Consider the following 16,708-nt stretch of genomic DNA (forward strand, 5'->3'; position numbering starts at 1 on the left):
ATGCCGAACGGACCGCCGAGCGGCACGAAGGTCAGCACGGCGACCGCGCCGGCCGCGGCGACCAGGGCGATGGCGGCCCGGGCCAGCATCCCGCCGCGCGGCGCGACGGCGGTCTCGGTGAGCGCCTGGGCCGGCGCGATCCGGACCGCCCGGCGGCCGGCGAATCGCGCGGCGACCAGGGTGACGAGCGCCCCGGCGCATCCGGCGAGCAACAGCACCACCGGGTTGACGCGCACGGTGAACTGGGCCGGCACCACCCCGAGGTGCCGGAACCGGACCGCCACCAGGTGCGCGACGAGCACGCCGAGCGGCAGCCCCGGCAGCGCGGCGACGGCGGCGAGGACCAGGCTCTCCACGCCGAGCAGCCGCCGCAGTTGGCGCGGGGTCGCTCCGATGGTGCGCAGCAGCGCCAGTTCGCGCAGCCGCTGCCGGACCCCGAGCGCCACCGTGCCGGTGAGCACGAAGATTGCGGCGAAGGCGGTGATGCCGATGGTGAAGCCGAAGACGGAGATCGGTCCGAGGTAGTCGGGCAGCGCCCCGGGCAGGTCGGCGTGGACCCGGTCCGCCCCAGTCAGCACCGGTGCGTCCCCGGCGCGGGCACGGATCGCCGCGAGCAGGGCCGCCCGATCGGCTCCCGGCTGGGCCAGCACCGCGACCGCGGTGGGTCCGGCCAGCCCGGAGACCGTGGCCACCGCACGGTCGGCGAGGAAGAGCGCGCCCTGTGCGGGCAGCGCGTCCCGCCCGGCGGGGGCGGCGATGCCGGCCAGCCGCAGGCTGCGTACCCCCGTGCGGGTGGTGATCCGGACCTCGTCCCCGACGGTGAGGCCGCCCCGGGCGGCGAGGTCGGCGTCCACGACCGCCTCGCCGGCCGCCGGCGGTTGTCCGGCACGAAGCCGGTACGGGGTGAGCGCGGCCGACGACCAGCCGTGGCCGATCACCGGGGCGGCGTCGGCGCCGCGCACCGGCCCGGCGGCGGTGGCCAGCTCGACGGGGAAGGCGGCATCCGGGACGGCCCGGGCCACCCCGGGCAGCGCGGCCAGCCGGGCCGCGAGGTCGTCGGGAAGCGTCCCCGCGCCGCTGAGCCGTTCGGTCTTCGTCTTGGTCTTCGTCTTGGTCTTGCCCTTCTTGTGCTTCTCCCTCGTCGTGGTGAGGGTGACCTCGCGGGCGCCGGAGACCACCGCCGTGGCGGCCGCGAACCGGTCGGCCGGCGGGGTGGCGGTGAGCACCGAGAAGAGCAGCAGGCCGGCCCCGGCCAGCAGGGCCACGGCGAGCAGCGCGGCGAGGAAGGTGCCGAGGTAGGCGCCGCGGTGGCGGCGCAGCGTTCCGATCGCCAGGCGGATCATGCGGCCGTCACCGCCGTCATCCGGGCGGCCACCGTCTCGACCGTCGGCTCGGCCAGTTCGTCGACCACGCGGCCATCGGCGAGGAAGACCACCCGGTCGGCCCACGCGGCCGCCGCCGGGTCGTGGGTCACCATCACCACCGCGGTACGCAGGTCGTCCACCGCCTCACGCAGCAGCGCGAGCACCTCCCGGCCGGCGCCGAGGTCGAGGGCTCCGGTCGGCTCGTCCGCGAAGATCACCTCAGGTCGGGCGGCGAGCGCCCGGGCGAGCGCGACCCGCTGCCGCTGCCCGCCGGAGAGCTGCCCCGGCCGGTCGTCCTCCCGCCCGGCGAGGCCCACCCGGCGCACCACCTCACGGGCCCAGGCCCGGTCCGGCCGGGTGCCGGCGAGCCGCTGCGGCAGGAGCACGTTCTGCCAGACCGACAGCGACTCCATCAGGTTGTACGACTGGAACACGAAGCCCACCCGTCGGCGACGGGCCTGGGTGAGCTTCGGCTCGCGCAGCGTCCCGAGCTCCTGCCCGGCGAGCCGGACCTCTCCCCCGTCCGGCCGGTCCAGGCCGGCGGCGCACTGCAGCAGGGTGGACTTTCCCGACCCCGACGGTCCCATGACCGCGCTGAACGTTCCGGCCGCGAAAGCGACCGTGACACCGGCCAGCGCGGGCGTCCCGCTGCCGCCGGCATATCTCCGCACCACGTCGACCAGTTCCACGACCGGCCCGCCAGCTCCGTGAATTCGCATGTCCTCAGCCTCGCCACCGGGCGGGCCCGGCAACACACGGTCACCTCGTATCTCTGGGGTGGGGACAGCCCTACCGTGGCGGAGGCGGGGCAGGATGGGCGGGTGCGTGCGTCCCGGCTGATCTCGTTGGTGCTGCTGCTCCAGGCGCGGGAGACGATGACCGCGGCCGAGCTGGCCCGCGAGCTGGAGGTCTCCGAGCGCACCGTCTACCGGGACGTGCTGGCGCTCTCCGCGGCCGGGGTGCCGGTGTACGCCGACCGGGGCCGCGCCGGCGGCTACCGCCTGCTCGGCGGCTACCGGACCCGGCTGACCGGGCTGACCCGGGACGAAGCGGAGGCGCTCTTCCTGGCCGGGCTGCCCGGGCCGGCCGGCGACATGGGGCTGGCCGACGCGGTTGCCGCCGCCGAGCTGAAGGTGCTCGCCGCGCTGCCGCCGAGCCTGCGGGACGCGCCCGCCCGGACCGGCCAGCGGTTCCATCTGGACGTGCCGGGCTGGTTCCGGGAGGCCGGCCCGCCCCCGTTGCTGGCCGAGCTGGCCCGGGCGGTCTGGCGGGACCGGCTGGTCGAGCTGCGCTACCGGCGCGGCGACCGGGAGGTGACCCGCGCGGTCGCGCCGTACGGGCTGGTGCTGAAGAACGGCGTCTGGTATCTGGTCGGGCGGGTCGGCGACGGGTGGCGGACGTACCGGGTGGACCGGGTGGTCGGCGTCGAGGTCGGCGAGGAGGGCTTCGCCCGGGACGAGGGCTTCGACCTCGGGGCGTACTGGCGGGAGCAGGCCGAGGCGTTCCTGCGGGACATCCTCCGGGCCGAGGTCACCGTGCGGCTCAGCCCGGCCGGGCTGCGCGCGCTGCGGCACCTGGTCGACGCCCCGTTCGTCCACGCCGAGGCGGTCGCCGCCGCCGGCCGGCCCGACGGGCAGGGCCGGGTGGTGCTCCGGCTGCCCGTCGAGTCGGTCGAGGTGGCGTACGCCCAGTTGCTGGCGCTCGGCCCCGAGGTGGAGGTGCTCGACCCGCCCGAGCTGCGGGCCCGCTGTGCCGCGGCGGCCCGCCGCGCGGCCGCGCTCTACGCGGACGACGCGGCGGACGCCGGTCAGCGGTAGCCGGTGTCGTCCGCCGGCTTGCCGGGCCGGACCACTTCCTCGTAGTAGCGCGCCCAGTGCGGGCGGGTCCCGTCGAGGTCGGTGAAGCCGTACACCTGGGCCAGCCCGCCGCTGTCCACCGACCGCCCGTTCCAGCGTGCCCGGTCCGGGTCGGCGGCCAGGGCGGCCACCGCGCGCCCGACGAAGGCCGGCGTCTCCGACATGACGAAGTGCGGTTGCCCGGCCGCCGCGTCGCGCCAGTTGGCCTCGGTGACCCCGAAGAGTTCCAGCATCGCCTCCGAGCGCAGCCAGCCCGGGCTGAGCGCGACCGCCGTGGCGCCGTGCGGCGCCAGCTCGTGCGCCTGGCTGAAGGCGAGCCGGTTCACCGAGACCTTGGCCAGATCGTAGAAGAGCGACACCCGGTACTCGGTGTCGTTGTACTCCTTCGTCCCGTCGCCGATCTCGACCACCAGGCCGCCCGGGTTGCGGATCAGCAGCGGCAGCGCGAAGTGGCTGGTGATGATGTGGGTGTCCACGGCCAGCCGGAGCATCCGGAAGCCGGCGTCGAGGGGCTGCTCCCAGACCGGCTTGTCCCAGGTGATCAGCGGGTCGCCGCCCCAGACGTCGTTGACCAGCACGTCGAGGCGGCCCTGTTCGGCGTCGATCCGCGCGACGAGCCTGCGCACCTGCTCGGGGTCGAGGTGGTCGACGACGACGGCGATGCCGGTGCCGCCGGCCGCGGTCACCAGCTCGGCGGTCTCCTCGATGGTCTCCGAGCGGTCCATCTCGGAGCGGCGCTCCCGGGTGGAACGGCCGGTGACGTAGACGGTGGCTCCGGCGGCGCCGAGCTGGACGGCGATCTGCCGGCCGGCGCCCCGGGTCGCGCCGGCGACGAGCGCGATCTTCCCTGTCAGCGGTGTGGTCATGCCACCACCGTGACACCGATACCTGACGGCCGAAGTCCGGTTTTCCGAAGCGATCCGGATCGGCCATCATGGCCCGCATGCACCTGCTGCTCTCCGGGATCGTCGGCTCGGTCGCGTACGGGCTGGCCGGGCCGGACTCGGACGTGGACCGGATCGGCGTCTTCGCCGCGCCCACGGTCGCCTTCCACGGCCTGCACCCGCCCCGCGAGTCCGTGGTGACGACGGATCCCGACGTGACCCTGCACGAGTGCGCGAAGTACGCCCGCCTCGCCCTGAGCGGGAACCCGACCGCCACCGAGCTGATGTGGCTGCCCGAGGAGTGCTACGAGACCCGCACCGGGTTCGGGGAGCGGCTCATCGGCATCCGCGCGGCGTTCCTCAGCGCGCCCCGGGTCCGGGACGCCTACCTCGGCTACGCGAGCCAGCAGTTCCGCAAGCTGACCGCTCGGGACTCGTCCGTCGGCGGTCGGCGGCGGTCGGCGAAGCACGCGCGGCACCTGGCCCGGCTGCTGCACCAGGGCCGGGTGCTCTACGCGACCGGCGTGCTGGAGATCCGGCTGGCCGACCCGGAGTGGTTCCGGGCGTTCGGCGAGCGGGTGGCCGGTGGCGCCCTGGCCGAGGCGGAGGAGCTGGTGGCGGCGGCCGAGCGGGACTTCGCCCGGATCCGCACCCCGCTGCCGGAACGCCCGGACGAGGAGACCGTGGAGCGGTGGCTGCTCGACGTCCGGGCGGCCCACCTGCCCTGACCCGGCACGGCTCGACCTCAGTCGGCGAGGCGGACGCGTACCCGGCGGTTGGCGCGGCCCTTGCTCTCCACCTTGACCACCTGGACCTTGCCGATCTGGGCGGTGGAGGCGACGTGGGTGCCGCCGTCGGCCTGCACGTCCAGCCCGACGATGTCGACGATCCGCACCTCCTGCTCCTCCGGCGGAATCAGGTTGGACTGGGTACGGATGATGTCCGGCAGGGCCAGCGCCTCCGCCCGGGGCAGCACCCGGACGGCGACCGACCGGTCCGCGGCCACCTCGGCGTTGACCAGGTCCTCGATCCGGGCCTTGAAGTCCGGCGGCACCTCGGGGAGGTTGAAGTCCATCCGGGCCTCGCCCGGTTCCATGTTGCCGCCGGTGACCAGCGCGCCGAAGTCGCGGAACACCACGCCGCAGAGCACGTGCAGGCCGGAGTGGGTACGCATCAGCATGGTCCGCCGGGTGTCCTCGACCGCGCCGGCGACCGCGGTGCCGACCGGCGGCACCGGGTCACCCTCGGCCGGGACGAGCCAGAGGTCGTCGCCCTTGCGGGTGCCCACGATCCGGGTCTGCACCCCCTGCCAGAGCAGCACTCCGTGGTCCGGCGGCTGCCCGCCGCCGCCCGGGTAGAAGGCCGACCGGTCCAGCACGATGCCCTGTTCGGGATCGGCCGCCAGCACCGTGCACTGCCACTCCCGCAGGGTGGGGTCGGCGAGGTCGAGTCGGTGCGTACGGCCGTGGTGTGTGACGCCCATGACCGCCGACGTTACCCGTTGAGGAACGTCGAGATCCGCTCCCGCAGGTCGGCGCGTTCCGTCCAGAGCACGCCGGGCCGGTCGTACACGTGCAGGGTGGCCCCGGGCAGCGCGGCGGCCAACTGCTCGGCGACGGCCACCGGGTGCAGGTCGTCGCCGGCGCAGCCGATCACCAGGGCCGGCGCGGTGACCGCGGCGAGCGCCCCGGCGTCGCGCACCGGGGCCTGCTCGGGCAGGCCGGCCAGGCCCGGCGCGAGCCCGTCGCGGAGCAGTTGGTCGAGCCGCTGCCGCAGGTAGGCCCAGCCGGCCGGGGTGTTGCGGACCGAGGGCGGCAGCTCCAGCGACACCACGTCGGCCAGCGCGGAGGCGTCTCCGTCGGCCACGGCGTCGAGCAGGTCGGTGAGCCGGGTGCGGGCCGCCTCGCCGCGCGGGGTGTCCAACACGGCCGGCAGGAAGAAGACCAGCTTCTCGAAGCGTTCCGGGCTCTCGACGAGCAGCCGGCAGAGCGCGCCGGCGCCGAGGCTGGCCCCGAAGGCCCGGGTGGCGCCGCCGAGGTCGGCGACGGCCCGCAGGTCACGGGCCAGGTCCAGGTAGCTCCACGGGCCGGGCGGCGAGTCGGAGCGGCCGTGCCCGCGGAACTGGAAGAAGAGCCGCCGGCCGGTGACCCCGCTGCCGAAGGGGCGGGTGGTGGCGATGCCGTTACCCAGCCCGTGCGCGAACACCGTCACCGGGTCACCGGTGCCGGTGACCAGCCGCTCCAGGCGTACGCCGTGCGGGGTGGTGACCAGCTCGGTCTCCGGCTCGGGCAGGGCCGGGCGGCCGGTGCGGGGCGCGCCGGGGCCGGGGCCCCAGGTGCGGGGGCCGCCGTCCGGCGGTGGTGGCCAGCGGAAGCTTCTCACCAGAAGCCCCGGCCGTCGTGCAGGTCGCGCAGCCCGACCCGAACGTCCAGCAGGTAGATCAACGCCGCGGCGACACCGATCAGACCGAAGATGCTGAGCACGCCGCCGCCGACGCCGAGCAGGGTGAGCACCATGCAGACGGCCAGGATGGCGATCCAGCCACCCTTGGGGAGGGTGCCGATGGCCGCGAAGGCGTCGGATCGTTGGGTGATCGCGTGCACCAGGGAGACGGCCTCGATGACCAGGGCGAAGACGAGCAGGATCAGCTCGATCACGTAGCGGACTTCGAGGTAGAAGAGCGGCGCGGCGTAGGCCATGTCGGCAAGCTTATGCCGAGACCCCGGAAACGTCCGACAGGACGCCGTCCGGGGTCTCGGTCCAGGCTCGACTCACTCGGCGGCCGGGCGGGTCCGCTTCGTGGTCTTCGGCAGCTTCGCCGAGGGGGTGGCCTTGGTCGCGGTCGCCTTGGCGGTGGTGGCCTTCGCCCGGGTCCGCTTCACGGCGGCGGGCTGGGCCTCGACGACCTCGGCCACCTCGGCCGGGGTGGGCACCTCGGCCGGCGCGGCCGGCGTGGGCACGGCGGCCGGCGCGGCCGGGGTGGTGTCGGCCTCGGTCGCCTCGATGTCGGCGTTCACCGTGTCGGCGGCCTCCAGCACGCCCGCGCCGACGACCCGCTCACCGCGGGCGACCAGCTCGGCGTACGCGGCCAGGGCGCGCTCCTGCGCGGCCTGCGCGCCGGCCAGCACGGCGGCGGCGTTGCGGCCGGCCGCCTCGCGCAGCTTGTCGAGGTTGGCGGCCTCCCGGAGCTTGTCCAGGTTGGCGGCCTCGCGCAGCTTGTCCAGGTCGAGGTCGCCCGAGCCGGCCTTCTCCCGCAGCCCGGTGGCGGTGAGGTTGGCGGTCTTCAGCGTCTCGGTGGCCTTCTGGCGCAGTTCGAAGCCGGTGATGACGGCCTTGCCACCGAGGTCGGCGACGACCCTGGTGCCGAGGTCGCTGACCACGGTGGGGAGCTTGCGCAGCTGCTGGAGGGCCAGCTCGCCGGCGCCGGCGGCGGCGTAGACGGGGGCCGGGATGCGGTTGGTCTTCGGCTGGGTCATGACTGCTCCTCTTCGGCCGCACCGGCGGCCTTCCGGACCACCCTGCGGGCGGCCTTCTTCTGGGGGACGGCGGTGGTCGGGGCGGGCGCCGGGCCCGCCTCGGTGACGGCGACCGACTCGAGGACCGCCTCGGTCGGGGTGCCGTCCGGCGTCGTGGGGCCGGTCGCGGCCGGCGCGACGGTGGCCGGGGCCTCCGGCGCGGTGGCCGGCGTGGTCGGCCGGGCCGGTTCGGTGGCCCGGGCCTCCGGTGCCGTGGCCGGCTGGGCCGCTTCCGTGGCCGCCTGGGCCGCGGCCGTCGCCTCGGTGAGGCGCGCGTTCTCCCGGCGGAACGTCTCGTAGATCTGGGTGAGCGACTGCTTCTGGGCCATGGTCAGCTCGGGGTCGACGGCGATCGCCGCGAGCACGCCCTGCCCCTCCCTGTCGTCCAGCAGCCCGGCCCGCAGGTACATGGCGGGGGTGGAGACACGCAGGGCGCTGGCGAGCTGCTGGAGCACCTCGGCGCTCGGCTTGCGCAGGCCGCGTTCGATCTGGCTCAGGTACGGGTTGCTGACGCCGGCCTGCTCGGCGAGCTGGCGCAGTGAGATCTTCGCGTTGCGGCGCAGGTCGCGAATGAACCCGCCGACGTCGGGAAGGTCCTTGCTGGTGGCCATGACTCCACGCTAGCTCGCAGTGCTAGCTGCTGCAAGCAAAATGCTTGCCAGAGTTAGCGAGGTCACGGATAGCCGGTTGCGCGCCAGCTGTCGCGTCCGTACGGTTTTCCCGTGGTCAAGATCGAAGTCAACGGCGCCTCGCTCGCGTACGACGAGGCCGGTAGCGGCAGCCCGGTGGTGCTGCTGCACGCCGGCATCGCCGACCGGCGGATGTGGCGGAACCAGTTGCCCGCGCTCGCCGCCCGGCACCGGGTCATCGCCGTCGACCTGCGCGGCTACGGCGACTCCGAGCTGCCACCCGGCCCGTTCGCGCACCACGACGACGTGATCGGGCTGCTCGACGCGCTGGGCGTCGCCCAGGCCGCCCTGGTGGGCTGCTCGTTCGGCGGCAAGGTCGCGGTGGACACCGCGCTGGCGTACCCGGACCGGGTGGCCGCGCTGGCCCTCTTCGGCGCCCCGGTCTCCGGCAACGAGTGGTCCGAGGAGACCGAGCGGCTCTGGGAGGAGCTGGTCGGCGACGTGGACCCGGGGGACTTCGCCGCGACCGCGGCCGGCGAGGTGCGGTTCTGGGTGGTCGGCCCGACCCGCGAGCCGGCCGACGTCGACCCGGAGCTGATCCGGTTCGCCGAGGAGATGGACCGGCGGGCGCTCGCCGCCGAGCAGGCGCTCAGCGCGGTCGAGGCCGGCGAGCTCGACCCGCCGGCGATCGACCGGCTGGCCGAGCTGCGGATGCCGGTGCTGGCGGCCGCGGGCGCGGACGACCTGGCCGACATCCGCCGGCTGGCCGACCGGATCGCCGCCGAGGCCCCGCGGGGCGTGCGGCTGCCGGATGTGCCGGACGCCGGTCACCTGCTGCCGCTGGAGCGCCCCGAACCGGTGAACGCCGCGCTGCTCGACTTCCTCCGCTAGCCGCCCCGGGTCACCAGACGGGACGGACCGCCCCCACCGGCAGGCCGCCGCCGAGCAGCGGCACCTCGGCGTACTCGATCAGCACCGGGGCCTCGACGCCGAGCCGGCGCAGCGCCGACACCAGCACCGGCATCCGGGCCCGTCCGGCGCCGTCGTCGATCTTGAGAGCGACCGCGCCGACCCCCGGCACCGCCGCCGCGATCACGCCCTCCGCGCCGACCTTGGCCAGCAGCCCGGGTACGCCGCGCATCAGCCGGGTGTCGTCGGCCTGGGTGCCCCCGACCAGCTCCGGGTACGCCCGCATCGCGTCGGCCACGGTCCGCTCGACGGTGCCCGGCTCGGCGGAGACCAGCCGCAGGAAGGCCCGCGCCAGCCCGGTCAGCGAGACGGCGAGCACCGGCGCCCCGCAGCCGTCCACCCCGACGGCCGCCACCTTCTCCCCGGTGAACTCCTCGATCGCGGCGGTGAGCCGGTGCTGGAGCGGGTGCTCGGGGCGCCAGTAGCCGTCCAGCGGCCACCCGGCGGCCAGGCAGGTGAGCAGCATCGCCGTGTGCTTGCCGGAGCAGTTCATCAGGGTCCGGGTCGGCCCGCCTCCGGCGCGCAGCACCGCCTCCCGGGCCGCCTCGCCGACCGGCAGGTCCGGCGGGCAGTGCAGCGCCTCCTCGGTCAGGCCGGCGCCGCGCAGCAGGGCGGTGACCCGCTCGACGTGGAACTCCTCGCCGGCGTGGCTCGCCGAGGCCAGCGCCACGTCGGCCGGGTCGGTCAGCGGCAGGCCGGCCCGGAGCATCCCGATCGCCTGCATCGGCTTGTTGGACGACCGGGGGAAGATCGGCGACGTGACGTCCCCCGCCCCGGACACCGGCGCGCCGGCGGAGTCGAGCACCGCCACGGAACCACGGTGGACGCCCTCCACGAACCCGGACCGGACCACCTCGGCGAGCGGCACGCCGCCCTCGTACGTCTTTCCCACGGAGTGGACGGTACCGAGGGGCCCGGCGGGCCCGGCACCGGGGTGACCAGCGGCGTCGGTCGCCGACGTACAGGGGTGCCGGGCGGATCGTCGCTTACAGGCCGAGCAGCGCCCGGGCCTCGGTGGTGGTCAGCGGCGGGCGCTGGGCGAGCTGGGCGAAGCCGACCGCGCGGGCGACCAGTTGCATGTTGGACTCGACCGGGCGGCCCTTGGCGTAGGTGACGGTGTCCTCCATGCCCACCCGGAGGTGACCGCCGGCCGAGAGCGAGGCCAGCATCACCGGAATGGTGCTGCGGCCGATGCCGGTGGCCGAGAACGTGGTGCCCTCGGGGAGGTCGCGCAGCATCTGCTGGGCGGCGACCAGGGTGGCCGTGGTGCCCGGCATGCCGCCCGGCACGCCCATCACGAAGTCGACGTGCACGTGCCCACCGTGCGGCAGGCCGTACTTGCCGAGCAGGCGCTGGAGCGCGGTGAGGTGGCCCAGCTCGAAGATCTCGTACTCCGGGACGACGCCCTTGTCCTGCATCCGGGTGTGCAGGTCGACGATGAACTCCCAGCGGTTGAGGAACACGTCGTCGCCGAAGTTGACCGTGCCCATGGTGCAGGAGGCCATGTCCGGGCCGGCGTCGAGCACGGCCAGCCGGGCGGCCTCCGGGTCGGTCACCGCACCGCCGGAGGAGAGCTGCACGATCAGGTCGGTGCTCTGCCGCAGCGCCGCCACGGTCTCCCGCAGCCGGCCCTGGTCGAGGGTGGGCTTCGCCTCGTCGTCGCGGATGTGGACGTGGATCACGGCGGCGCCGAGCGCCTCGCACTCCTTGGCGGTCAGCAGCAGCTCGTCCAGGGTCACCGGCAGCGCCGGCACCTCCGCCTTGGCCGACTCCGCGCCGGTGGGGGCAACCGTGATCAACGTCCCTGTGGTCATGCCCGGATCCTAGACCGCCGGCTCCCCTCCGGTCGACAGCCGGATCGCAGCAGGATCAGGCGCACCCGCCACTAGAAGCGGAAGATTTTCCGCTTTACGGCCACCGGGACGACAGTCCTTACGCCGGGTCGATGGCGGCGGCCGACTCCCCCACCATCAGGCGCGCGTCGTCGGCCACGTTCCGCTTGACCACGGCCAGGGCGATCTGACCCAGCTCGAAGTGGTGCACCGCGGTGCCGACGAAGCCGACCGTCCGGCCGTCCAGCGTCACCGGCGTGCCGGCGGCCGGGGGCTGGTCGGTGGTCACCCCGTCGAGGTGCAGCAGGGCGAGCCGGCGCGGCGGCTTGCCCAGGTTGTGCACCCGGGCCACCGTCTCCTGCCCGCGGTAGCAGCCCTTGTCCAGGTGTACGGCCGAACCGATCAGGCCCACCTCGGCGGGGATGGTCCGGTGGTCGGTGTCCACCCCGGCCCGGGGCCGCCGGGCGGCCACCCGCACCGCCTCGTACGCCCACAGCCCGGCCACCGGCACGCCGGCGCCGCGCAGCTCGTCGACGACCTGGGTCATCGCCTCGCGAGGCACCAGCAGGTCGACGCCGAGCGCCACCCGCCGGGCCCAGCCGCCGACGGGCAGCGGCTTCACGTCGTACACCACGGAGGGCCGGGAGGGCAGCTCGCCGGAGCGGAACTTCGGACCCGGCACCGCGACCACGTCCGGCACGGCCAGGCCGGTGACCCCGAGCGTGTCGAGCGCGCCGGCAGCCTCGGGCCCGACCAGCGAGAGCAGCGCGTGGTCGGCCGTGGCGTCGCGCGGGTCGACCTTGCTGAAGAACCGCATCCTCTCCAGGTACGACAGGAGACCGCCGGTCATCCCCGGCTCCGTGTCCAGCCAGGTGGTCTCGCCGTCCTCGGCGACCATGGCGTGCTGCTCGACGTGCCCGTGCGGGGAGAGCACCAGCAGCTCGGTGCCCTGCCACGGGCGCAGTGCCGCGAGGTGCTGGCTCGTCAGGGTGTGCAGCCAGGTCATCCGCTCCTCGCCCGGCACCGCGATGACGCCCCGGTGCGAGCGGTCGACCAGGCCGACACCGGTGGCCAGGGTGCGCTGCTCGCGCATCGGGTCGCCGTAGTGGGCGGCCACCGGCCCGACCCCGGCCGCCCGGTGGGCCGGCTCGGGCTGGTCCAGGGTCTCCTCGTCGATGGCCTCGGTGGTCACCGCTCCCGCGATGTCGATCATTGGCGTTCCCCGTCCTCGCACTGGCCGCAGACGCCGAACAGCGCCACGTGCCCGATGTCGACCTGGAATCCCCGCTGCGCGGCCAGCTGCTCGGCGAGCGGCCGGAGCAACTCGGGGTCGATCTCGTCGATCGCGCCGCACTCCCGGCAGACCAGGTGTACGTGCTGGTGCTCACCGGCCGCGTGGTAGGTCGGCGAGCCGTGCGACAGGTGGGTGTGAGTCACCAGGCCCAGCCGTTCCAGCAGCTCCAGCGTCCGGTAGATGGTGGTGATGTTGACCCCGGCCGCCACCTCGCGCACCGCCGTGTGCACCTGCTCCGGCGTGGCGTGCCCCAGGTCCAGGACAGCCTGGAGGACCAGCTGCCGCTGCGCCGTCAGCCGCAGCCCACGGGAGCGGAGCAGTTCCGCCAGGGAGGATTCGGACACCGTCCGATCATAGTTCGGCCGCCGCGCCGGTCCGCCCGCCGCCGGGGTACGCCACTACGCCGCGCTCGTGCTGGCGACGCGGGTGGCCGTGCCGGGCCGGGGTGTCGTACCGGCCGGCGCGGCCGCGATCGGCTGGTCCTGCCCCACCCCGACCGGCCCCCGACCGCCGAAAGGTGGGGGTTAGCCGGCTACGCGGGTTAGGCGGGCGGAGAGGTGGGGGCTCAGGGGATGGCCTACGGCGGCCATTTCCTGGGCGTAGAGGAGGGCGCCCTCGACGATGCCGAAGAGGCGGGCGCCGGCGGTGACCTCCTTGGCGGTGGCCGTCCGCACCACCGCGTCGGTGGCGAACTCGATCTGGGTGCCCTTGCGCTTGCCGATGTGCAGCTCCATCACGCCGGTGGGTGTGGTCATCAGCGCTTCCAGCTCGTCGGTGACCCGGTCGCCGTCCAGCACCGGGCGCCACCAGCCCACCTCACGCCCGGCCGGGCGGACCGGGCGGCTCTGCTCGTCCAGGATCCAGGCGCGGGACTCGTAGAACAGGAACGGCCGGCCGTCGTGGCTGATCCGGATCTCCTGCGCGAAGTCGAAGTCCTCGATGGTCGGGAACCCGCCGCGACCCCGCCCGCGCCACACCCCGATGTACGGGAGCAGGCCGTCCAGGCTCCGGTGCAGCTTCGGGCCGACGCGCAGGTCGTGGCTCTCCTCGTACGGGTACGGGTCGACCGGCGGCGCGTTCAGCCACGGCGGCTGGAGCGGGTTCTCGCTCACCATTTTCCTCTCGAGATGCGAACAGCGAGGTAGACGAGGCCACCGGCGAGCGCGCCCAGGCCGGCGACCAGCAGGCTGACGAACCCGATCTCGGTAACCATCCCGGCCATCCTATGCTGGGCGTCATGGCCCGCACTCTCGTCGTCAAGGCCACCGCCGGCGCGGACGCCCCGGAGCGCTGCGCACAGGCCTTCACCGTCGCCGCCACGGCGGCCGCCGCCGGGGTCGACGTGTCGCTCTGGCTCACCGGCGAATCGACCTGGTTCGCGCTGCCCGGGCGGGCGCAGGACTTCGAACTCCCGCACTCCGCGCCGCTGGCCGAGCTGCTGCACGTCATCCTGGCCACCGGCAAGGTGACCGCCTGCACCCAGTGCGCGGCCCGCCGGGACATCGGCCAGGACGACGTCATTCCCGGCGTACGGATCGCCGGGGCGGCGGTCTTCGTCGAGGAGGCGATGACCGAGGGCGCTCAGGCCCTGGTCTACTGACCCACCGGGCCGCGCGGCGAATGTCCGTTTCGCATGGACTGCCGATCCTGGCCCGACATGTCCGACCGCTGCCTACGATTCGGGTGTGGGTGAGGCGATCGAGCGGTTCTTCGGGTCTCTGCCGGCGCGGGCCCCGGCGGTGCTGCGCGGCCCGACCCGTGGCCGCCTCCAGGTCGACCTGACCACCGGCAACCGCACCGAGCATTGGTACCTGGAGGTGGCGCCCGGGGCGGTCCGGGTGACTCGGGAGCAGCTACCGGCCGACGCGGTCTTCACGATCAGCGCCGAGCTGTTCGAGGAGTTGGCCACCGGCCGGCAGGCCGGCATGGCGGCGGTGCTGCGCAACGAGGCCACGTTCAGCGGCAACGTGATGCTGTTCCTGGTGTTCCGCCGGTTCTTCCCCGACCCGCCCGGCGTCCGGGACCCCCGGGAGACCGCCCGCGAACACGTCCGGCGGTCGGGATGAAGGAACGCGTCAGCATCCTGGACGGCAACACCTTCCTGGTCAGCGACCGGCGCGGCGACATCGAGCCGTCGTTCGACTTCCCCACGGGGCTCTTCTCCTTCGACACCCGGTTCATCTCGACCTGGCTGCTCACCCTCAACGGGGAACGGCTGCACCCGCTCTCGATCGACGACTCGATGTCGTACCGGACCCGGTTCTTCCTGGTCCCCGGCGAGCCGACGCACTACCTGGACGCCAAGGTCTCGGTGATCCGCAGCCGGTCGATCGGCGGCAGCTTCGACGAGGAGCTGACCCTGCTCAACCACTCGGGCCAGGAGGTGGAGTTCACGCTACGGCTGGACGTCGGCTCCGACTTCGCCGACCTGTTCGAGATCAAGCACCAGCGGCAGAAGAAGGGGCGCACCACGCCCACGGTGAGCGGGGACCGGCTGCGGCTCACGTACCGCCGGGAGGGGTTCCACCGCGAGGCGGTGGTGACCAGCACCGCGCCGGCCGACTTCGACCGGGAGGGGCTGACCTTCCAGCTGCGGGTCGGCCCGCACGGCGAGTGGACCACCCAGCTGCACGTGGAAACGAGGATCTTCGGGGCCCGGGGAGAGGACATCCGGGCCACCCTGCCGCTCGGCGGGCACCGCTCGGTCGCGGCCATCCACGCCGAGCAGAACGAGCTGATCGAGCGGGCTCCGAAGCTGGGCTGCGACTGCCAGCCGCTGGCCGGGGCGTACCGGCGCAGCCTGAACGACCTGGCCGCCCTCCGGTACGAGTCGATCGCGCTGGGCGTACGCCTGCTCGCCGCCGGCCTGCCCTGGTTCATGACCCTGTTCGGTCGGGACAGCATCTTCACCTCGCTGCAGCTGCTGCCGTTCCTGCCCGAACTGGTCCCGCCGACCATACTCATGCTGGCCGGCCTCCAGGGCAGCCGGCTGGACGACTTCCGGGACGAGGAGCCGGGCAAGATCCTGCACGAGCTGCGCTACGGCGAGACCGCCGGCTTCCAGGAGCAGCCGCACTCCCCCTACTACGGCTCGGCCGACACGACCGCGCTCTTCGTGATCCTGCTCGACGAGTACGAGCGGTGGACCGGGGACACGAAGCTGGTCCGGCAGCTGGAGCAGGAGGCCCGGGGGGCGCTGAACTGGCTCGACTCCTACGGCGACCTGCTCGGCACCGGCTACGTCTGGTACATGACCCGCAACCCCGAGACCGGCCTGCCGAACCAGTGCTGGAAGGACTCCTGGGACTCGATCTCCTACTCCGACGGCCGGCTGCCGCCGTTCCCCCGGGCCACCTGCGAACTTCAGGGCTACGCGTACGACGCCAAGCTGCGCGGCGCCCGGCTGGCCCGCAAGTACTGGAACGACCCGGCGTACGCCGACCGGCTGGAGCGCGAGGCGGCGGCGCTGAAGGAGCGGTTCAACCGGGACTTCTGGATCCCGGAGCGGGAGTACTACGCGCTCGCCCTGGACCCGGACGGGCGGCACGTGGACGCGCTCTCCTCCAACATCGGGCATCTGCTCTGGAGCGGCATCGTCGACGAGTCCCGGGCGGCGGCCGTCGCCGGGCAGCTGCTCGGACCGCGGCTCTTCTCCGGCTGGGGGGTGCGGACCCTCGCCGACGACCAGGGCCGGTACAACCCGATCGGCTACCACGTCGGCACGGTCTGGCCGTTCGACAACTCGATCATCGCCTGGGGCCTGTGGAAGTACGGCTTCCGGGAGGAGGCCGGGCAGATCTGCGAGGGGATGCTGAGCGCGTCCCGTTACTTCGACGGGCGGCTACCCGAGGCTTTCGCCGGTTACGAGCGGGGTCTCACCGACTATCCGGTGGAGTACCCCACCGCGTGCAGCCCGCAGGCCTGGTCGGCCGGCACCCCACTGCTGCTGCTGCGGGTGATGCTCGGCCTGGAGCCGCAGGGCGAGCACCTGATCATCGATCCCGCCGTCCCGGGCGGGATGGGCCGGGTGGAGCTGCTGGACATCCCCGGCCGGTGGGGCCGGGTTGACGCCCTGGGCCGCAGCCGCTCGCCGCACGACCACCAACACGGGCACTGACCGCCCGGATCAGGCGCGGCAGGTGGTGGTGACCGCCACCCGGACCCGGTCGTCGACCCGCTCGGCCAGCACCGCGAAGCTGCCGCGCAGGGCGTACTCGTCGGCGGAGTCGCGGAGCACCAGGGAGCCGTCGGCGGCGTCCCGGAAGGCCGCCGCCAGCGGCGACCCGGCCGGCCCGCCGGCCGTCTCGATCCGGGCCGTGCGGGCCGTGCCGCCCCCGGGGCAGGGTGCCGCCAGGACCTGGACCG

At 74.3% G+C, this 16,708-nt stretch carries 20 protein-coding genes and 1 pseudogene; 6 read left to right on the forward strand and 15 right to left on the reverse strand.

What is annotated here, in order from left to right; translation table 11 throughout:
* Together B0E53_RS20050 and B0E53_RS20055 are read right to left on the reverse strand one after the other, a co-directional pair.
* On the reverse strand, positions 1–1,343 hold a 1,343-nt coding region (locus B0E53_RS20050; RefSeq protein ID WP_146167714.1), incomplete at its 3' end, for an ABC transporter permease.
* Positions 1,340–2,083: an ABC transporter ATP-binding protein gene (locus tag B0E53_RS20055; protein WP_107077478.1), complete on the reverse strand. Its 744-nt coding sequence runs from the start codon at positions 2,081–2,083 to the stop codon at positions 1,340–1,342. The genes B0E53_RS20055 and B0E53_RS20050, both read right to left, overlap by 4 nt.
* Before the next feature lie 102 nt (positions 2,084–2,185).
* Here B0E53_RS20055 and B0E53_RS20060 point away from each other — a divergent pair, with 102 nt between their 5' ends.
* Positions 2,186–3,181, forward strand: a complete 996-nt coding sequence (locus tag B0E53_RS20060; protein WP_107077479.1) for a YafY family protein — start codon at positions 2,186–2,188, stop codon at positions 3,179–3,181.
* Here the strand turns inward: B0E53_RS20060 and B0E53_RS20065 are convergent.
* Positions 3,172–4,086 carry an SDR family oxidoreductase gene (locus B0E53_RS20065; protein WP_107077480.1) on the reverse strand — a complete coding sequence of 305 codons (915 nt, stop codon included), beginning with the start codon at positions 4,084–4,086 and terminating at the stop codon, positions 3,172–3,174. The two genes, B0E53_RS20060 and B0E53_RS20065, sit on opposite strands and share 10 nt — an antisense overlap.
* A gap of 77 nt (positions 4,087–4,163) precedes the next feature.
* Here B0E53_RS20065 and B0E53_RS20070 point away from each other — a divergent pair, with 77 nt between their 5' ends.
* The gene (locus B0E53_RS20070; RefSeq protein ID WP_107077493.1) at positions 4,164–4,832 is read left to right on the forward strand and encodes a nucleotidyltransferase domain-containing protein; all 669 of its coding nucleotides are present in this window, start codon (positions 4,164–4,166) and stop codon (positions 4,830–4,832) included.
* A 17-nt stretch (positions 4,833–4,849) separates the two neighbouring features.
* On the opposite strand, the gene B0E53_RS20075 is transcribed toward B0E53_RS20070, so the two are convergent.
* From B0E53_RS20075 to B0E53_RS20095, 5 genes are all read right to left on the reverse strand, one after another.
* Positions 4,850–5,587 carry an alanyl-tRNA editing protein gene (locus tag B0E53_RS20075; RefSeq protein ID WP_107077481.1) on the reverse strand — a complete coding sequence of 246 codons (738 nt, stop codon included), beginning with the start codon at positions 5,585–5,587 and terminating at the stop codon, positions 4,850–4,852.
* A gap of 11 nt (positions 5,588–5,598) precedes the next feature.
* Entirely contained in the window at positions 5,599–6,486 is an 888-nt protein-coding gene (locus B0E53_RS20080; RefSeq protein ID WP_107077482.1) for an alpha/beta hydrolase, read from the reverse strand.
* Entirely contained in the window at positions 6,483–6,803 is a 321-nt protein-coding gene (locus tag B0E53_RS20085) for a DUF2516 family protein (RefSeq protein ID WP_091317491.1), read from the reverse strand. The genes B0E53_RS20080 and B0E53_RS20085 overlap by 4 nt, the downstream gene beginning before the upstream one ends.
* Before the next feature lie 72 nt (positions 6,804–6,875).
* A complete protein-coding gene (locus tag B0E53_RS20090) occupies positions 6,876–7,580 on the reverse strand; it encodes a hypothetical protein (protein ID WP_107077483.1) in 705 nt (234 codons plus the stop codon).
* The gene (locus B0E53_RS20095; RefSeq protein ID WP_107077484.1) at positions 7,577–8,230 is read right to left on the reverse strand and encodes a helix-turn-helix transcriptional regulator; all 654 of its coding nucleotides are present in this window, start codon (positions 8,228–8,230) and stop codon (positions 7,577–7,579) included. Before B0E53_RS20095 ends, B0E53_RS20090 begins: the two co-directional genes overlap by 4 nt.
* 111 nt (positions 8,231–8,341) lie before the next feature.
* Between B0E53_RS20095 and B0E53_RS20100 the strand changes: the two genes are divergently transcribed.
* Complete coding sequence (locus tag B0E53_RS20100) at positions 8,342–9,139, forward strand: alpha/beta hydrolase (RefSeq protein ID WP_246835507.1); 798 nt, start codon at positions 8,342–8,344, stop codon at positions 9,137–9,139.
* Between the two features lie 10 nt (positions 9,140–9,149).
* On the opposite strand, the gene B0E53_RS20105 is transcribed toward B0E53_RS20100, so the two are convergent.
* The 6 genes from B0E53_RS20105 to mtfM all read right to left on the reverse strand — a co-directional run bounded on the left by B0E53_RS20105 (position 9,150) and on the right by mtfM (position 13,556).
* Positions 9,150–10,109, reverse strand: coding sequence for an asparaginase (locus tag B0E53_RS20105; protein ID WP_107077486.1), 960 nt, complete (start codon positions 10,107–10,109; stop codon positions 9,150–9,152).
* Positions 10,110–10,203: 94 nt separating this feature from the next.
* Complete coding sequence (locus B0E53_RS20110) at positions 10,204–11,031, reverse strand: 3-keto-5-aminohexanoate cleavage protein (RefSeq protein ID WP_107077487.1); 828 nt, start codon at positions 11,029–11,031, stop codon at positions 10,204–10,206.
* A gap of 118 nt (positions 11,032–11,149) precedes the next feature.
* Positions 11,150–12,262 (reverse strand): folate-binding protein YgfZ, encoded by a 1,113-nt coding sequence (locus tag B0E53_RS20115; protein WP_107077488.1) that lies wholly within the window; start codon positions 12,260–12,262, stop codon positions 11,150–11,152.
* Positions 12,259–12,687 (reverse strand): Fur family transcriptional regulator, encoded by a 429-nt coding sequence (locus tag B0E53_RS20120; RefSeq protein ID WP_107077489.1) that lies wholly within the window; start codon positions 12,685–12,687, stop codon positions 12,259–12,261. Before B0E53_RS20120 ends, B0E53_RS20115 begins: the two co-directional genes overlap by 4 nt.
* A 180-nt stretch (positions 12,688–12,867) precedes the next feature.
* Entirely contained in the window at positions 12,868–13,458 is a 591-nt protein-coding gene (locus B0E53_RS20125) for an FABP family protein (protein ID WP_091267494.1), read from the reverse strand.
* On the reverse strand, positions 13,452–13,556 hold the full coding sequence (gene mtfM / locus B0E53_RS40165) for a small membrane protein MtfM (protein WP_046570768.1): 105 nt from the start codon (positions 13,554–13,556) through the stop codon (positions 13,452–13,454). The genes B0E53_RS20125 and mtfM overlap by 7 nt, the downstream gene beginning before the upstream one ends.
* Before the next feature lie 12 nt (positions 13,557–13,568).
* Here mtfM and B0E53_RS20130 point away from each other — a divergent pair, with 12 nt between their 5' ends.
* The 3 genes from B0E53_RS20130 (at position 13,569) to B0E53_RS20140 (ending at position 16,460) form a co-directional block, all read left to right on the forward strand.
* On the forward strand, positions 13,569–13,943 hold the full coding sequence (locus tag B0E53_RS20130) for a DsrE family protein (RefSeq protein ID WP_107077490.1): 375 nt from the start codon (positions 13,569–13,571) through the stop codon (positions 13,941–13,943).
* Positions 13,944–14,028: 85 nt separating this feature from the next.
* Positions 14,029–14,409 (forward strand): SCP2 sterol-binding domain-containing protein, encoded by a 381-nt coding sequence (locus B0E53_RS20135; protein ID WP_107077491.1) that lies wholly within the window; start codon positions 14,029–14,031, stop codon positions 14,407–14,409.
* Entirely contained in the window at positions 14,406–16,460 is a 2,055-nt protein-coding gene (locus B0E53_RS20140) for a glycogen debranching N-terminal domain-containing protein (protein WP_107077492.1), read from the forward strand. Before B0E53_RS20135 ends, B0E53_RS20140 begins: the two co-directional genes overlap by 4 nt.
* A gap of 9 nt (positions 16,461–16,469) precedes the next feature.
* Here B0E53_RS20140 and B0E53_RS37695 read toward each other — a convergent pair.
* Positions 16,470–16,708: pseudogene (locus B0E53_RS37695) on the reverse strand (hypothetical protein); the annotation flags it as partial.

The organism is Micromonospora sp. MH33 (assembly GCF_003013775.1).
Classification (GTDB): Bacteria; Actinomycetota; Actinomycetes; order Mycobacteriales; family Micromonosporaceae; genus Micromonospora; species Micromonospora fulviviridis.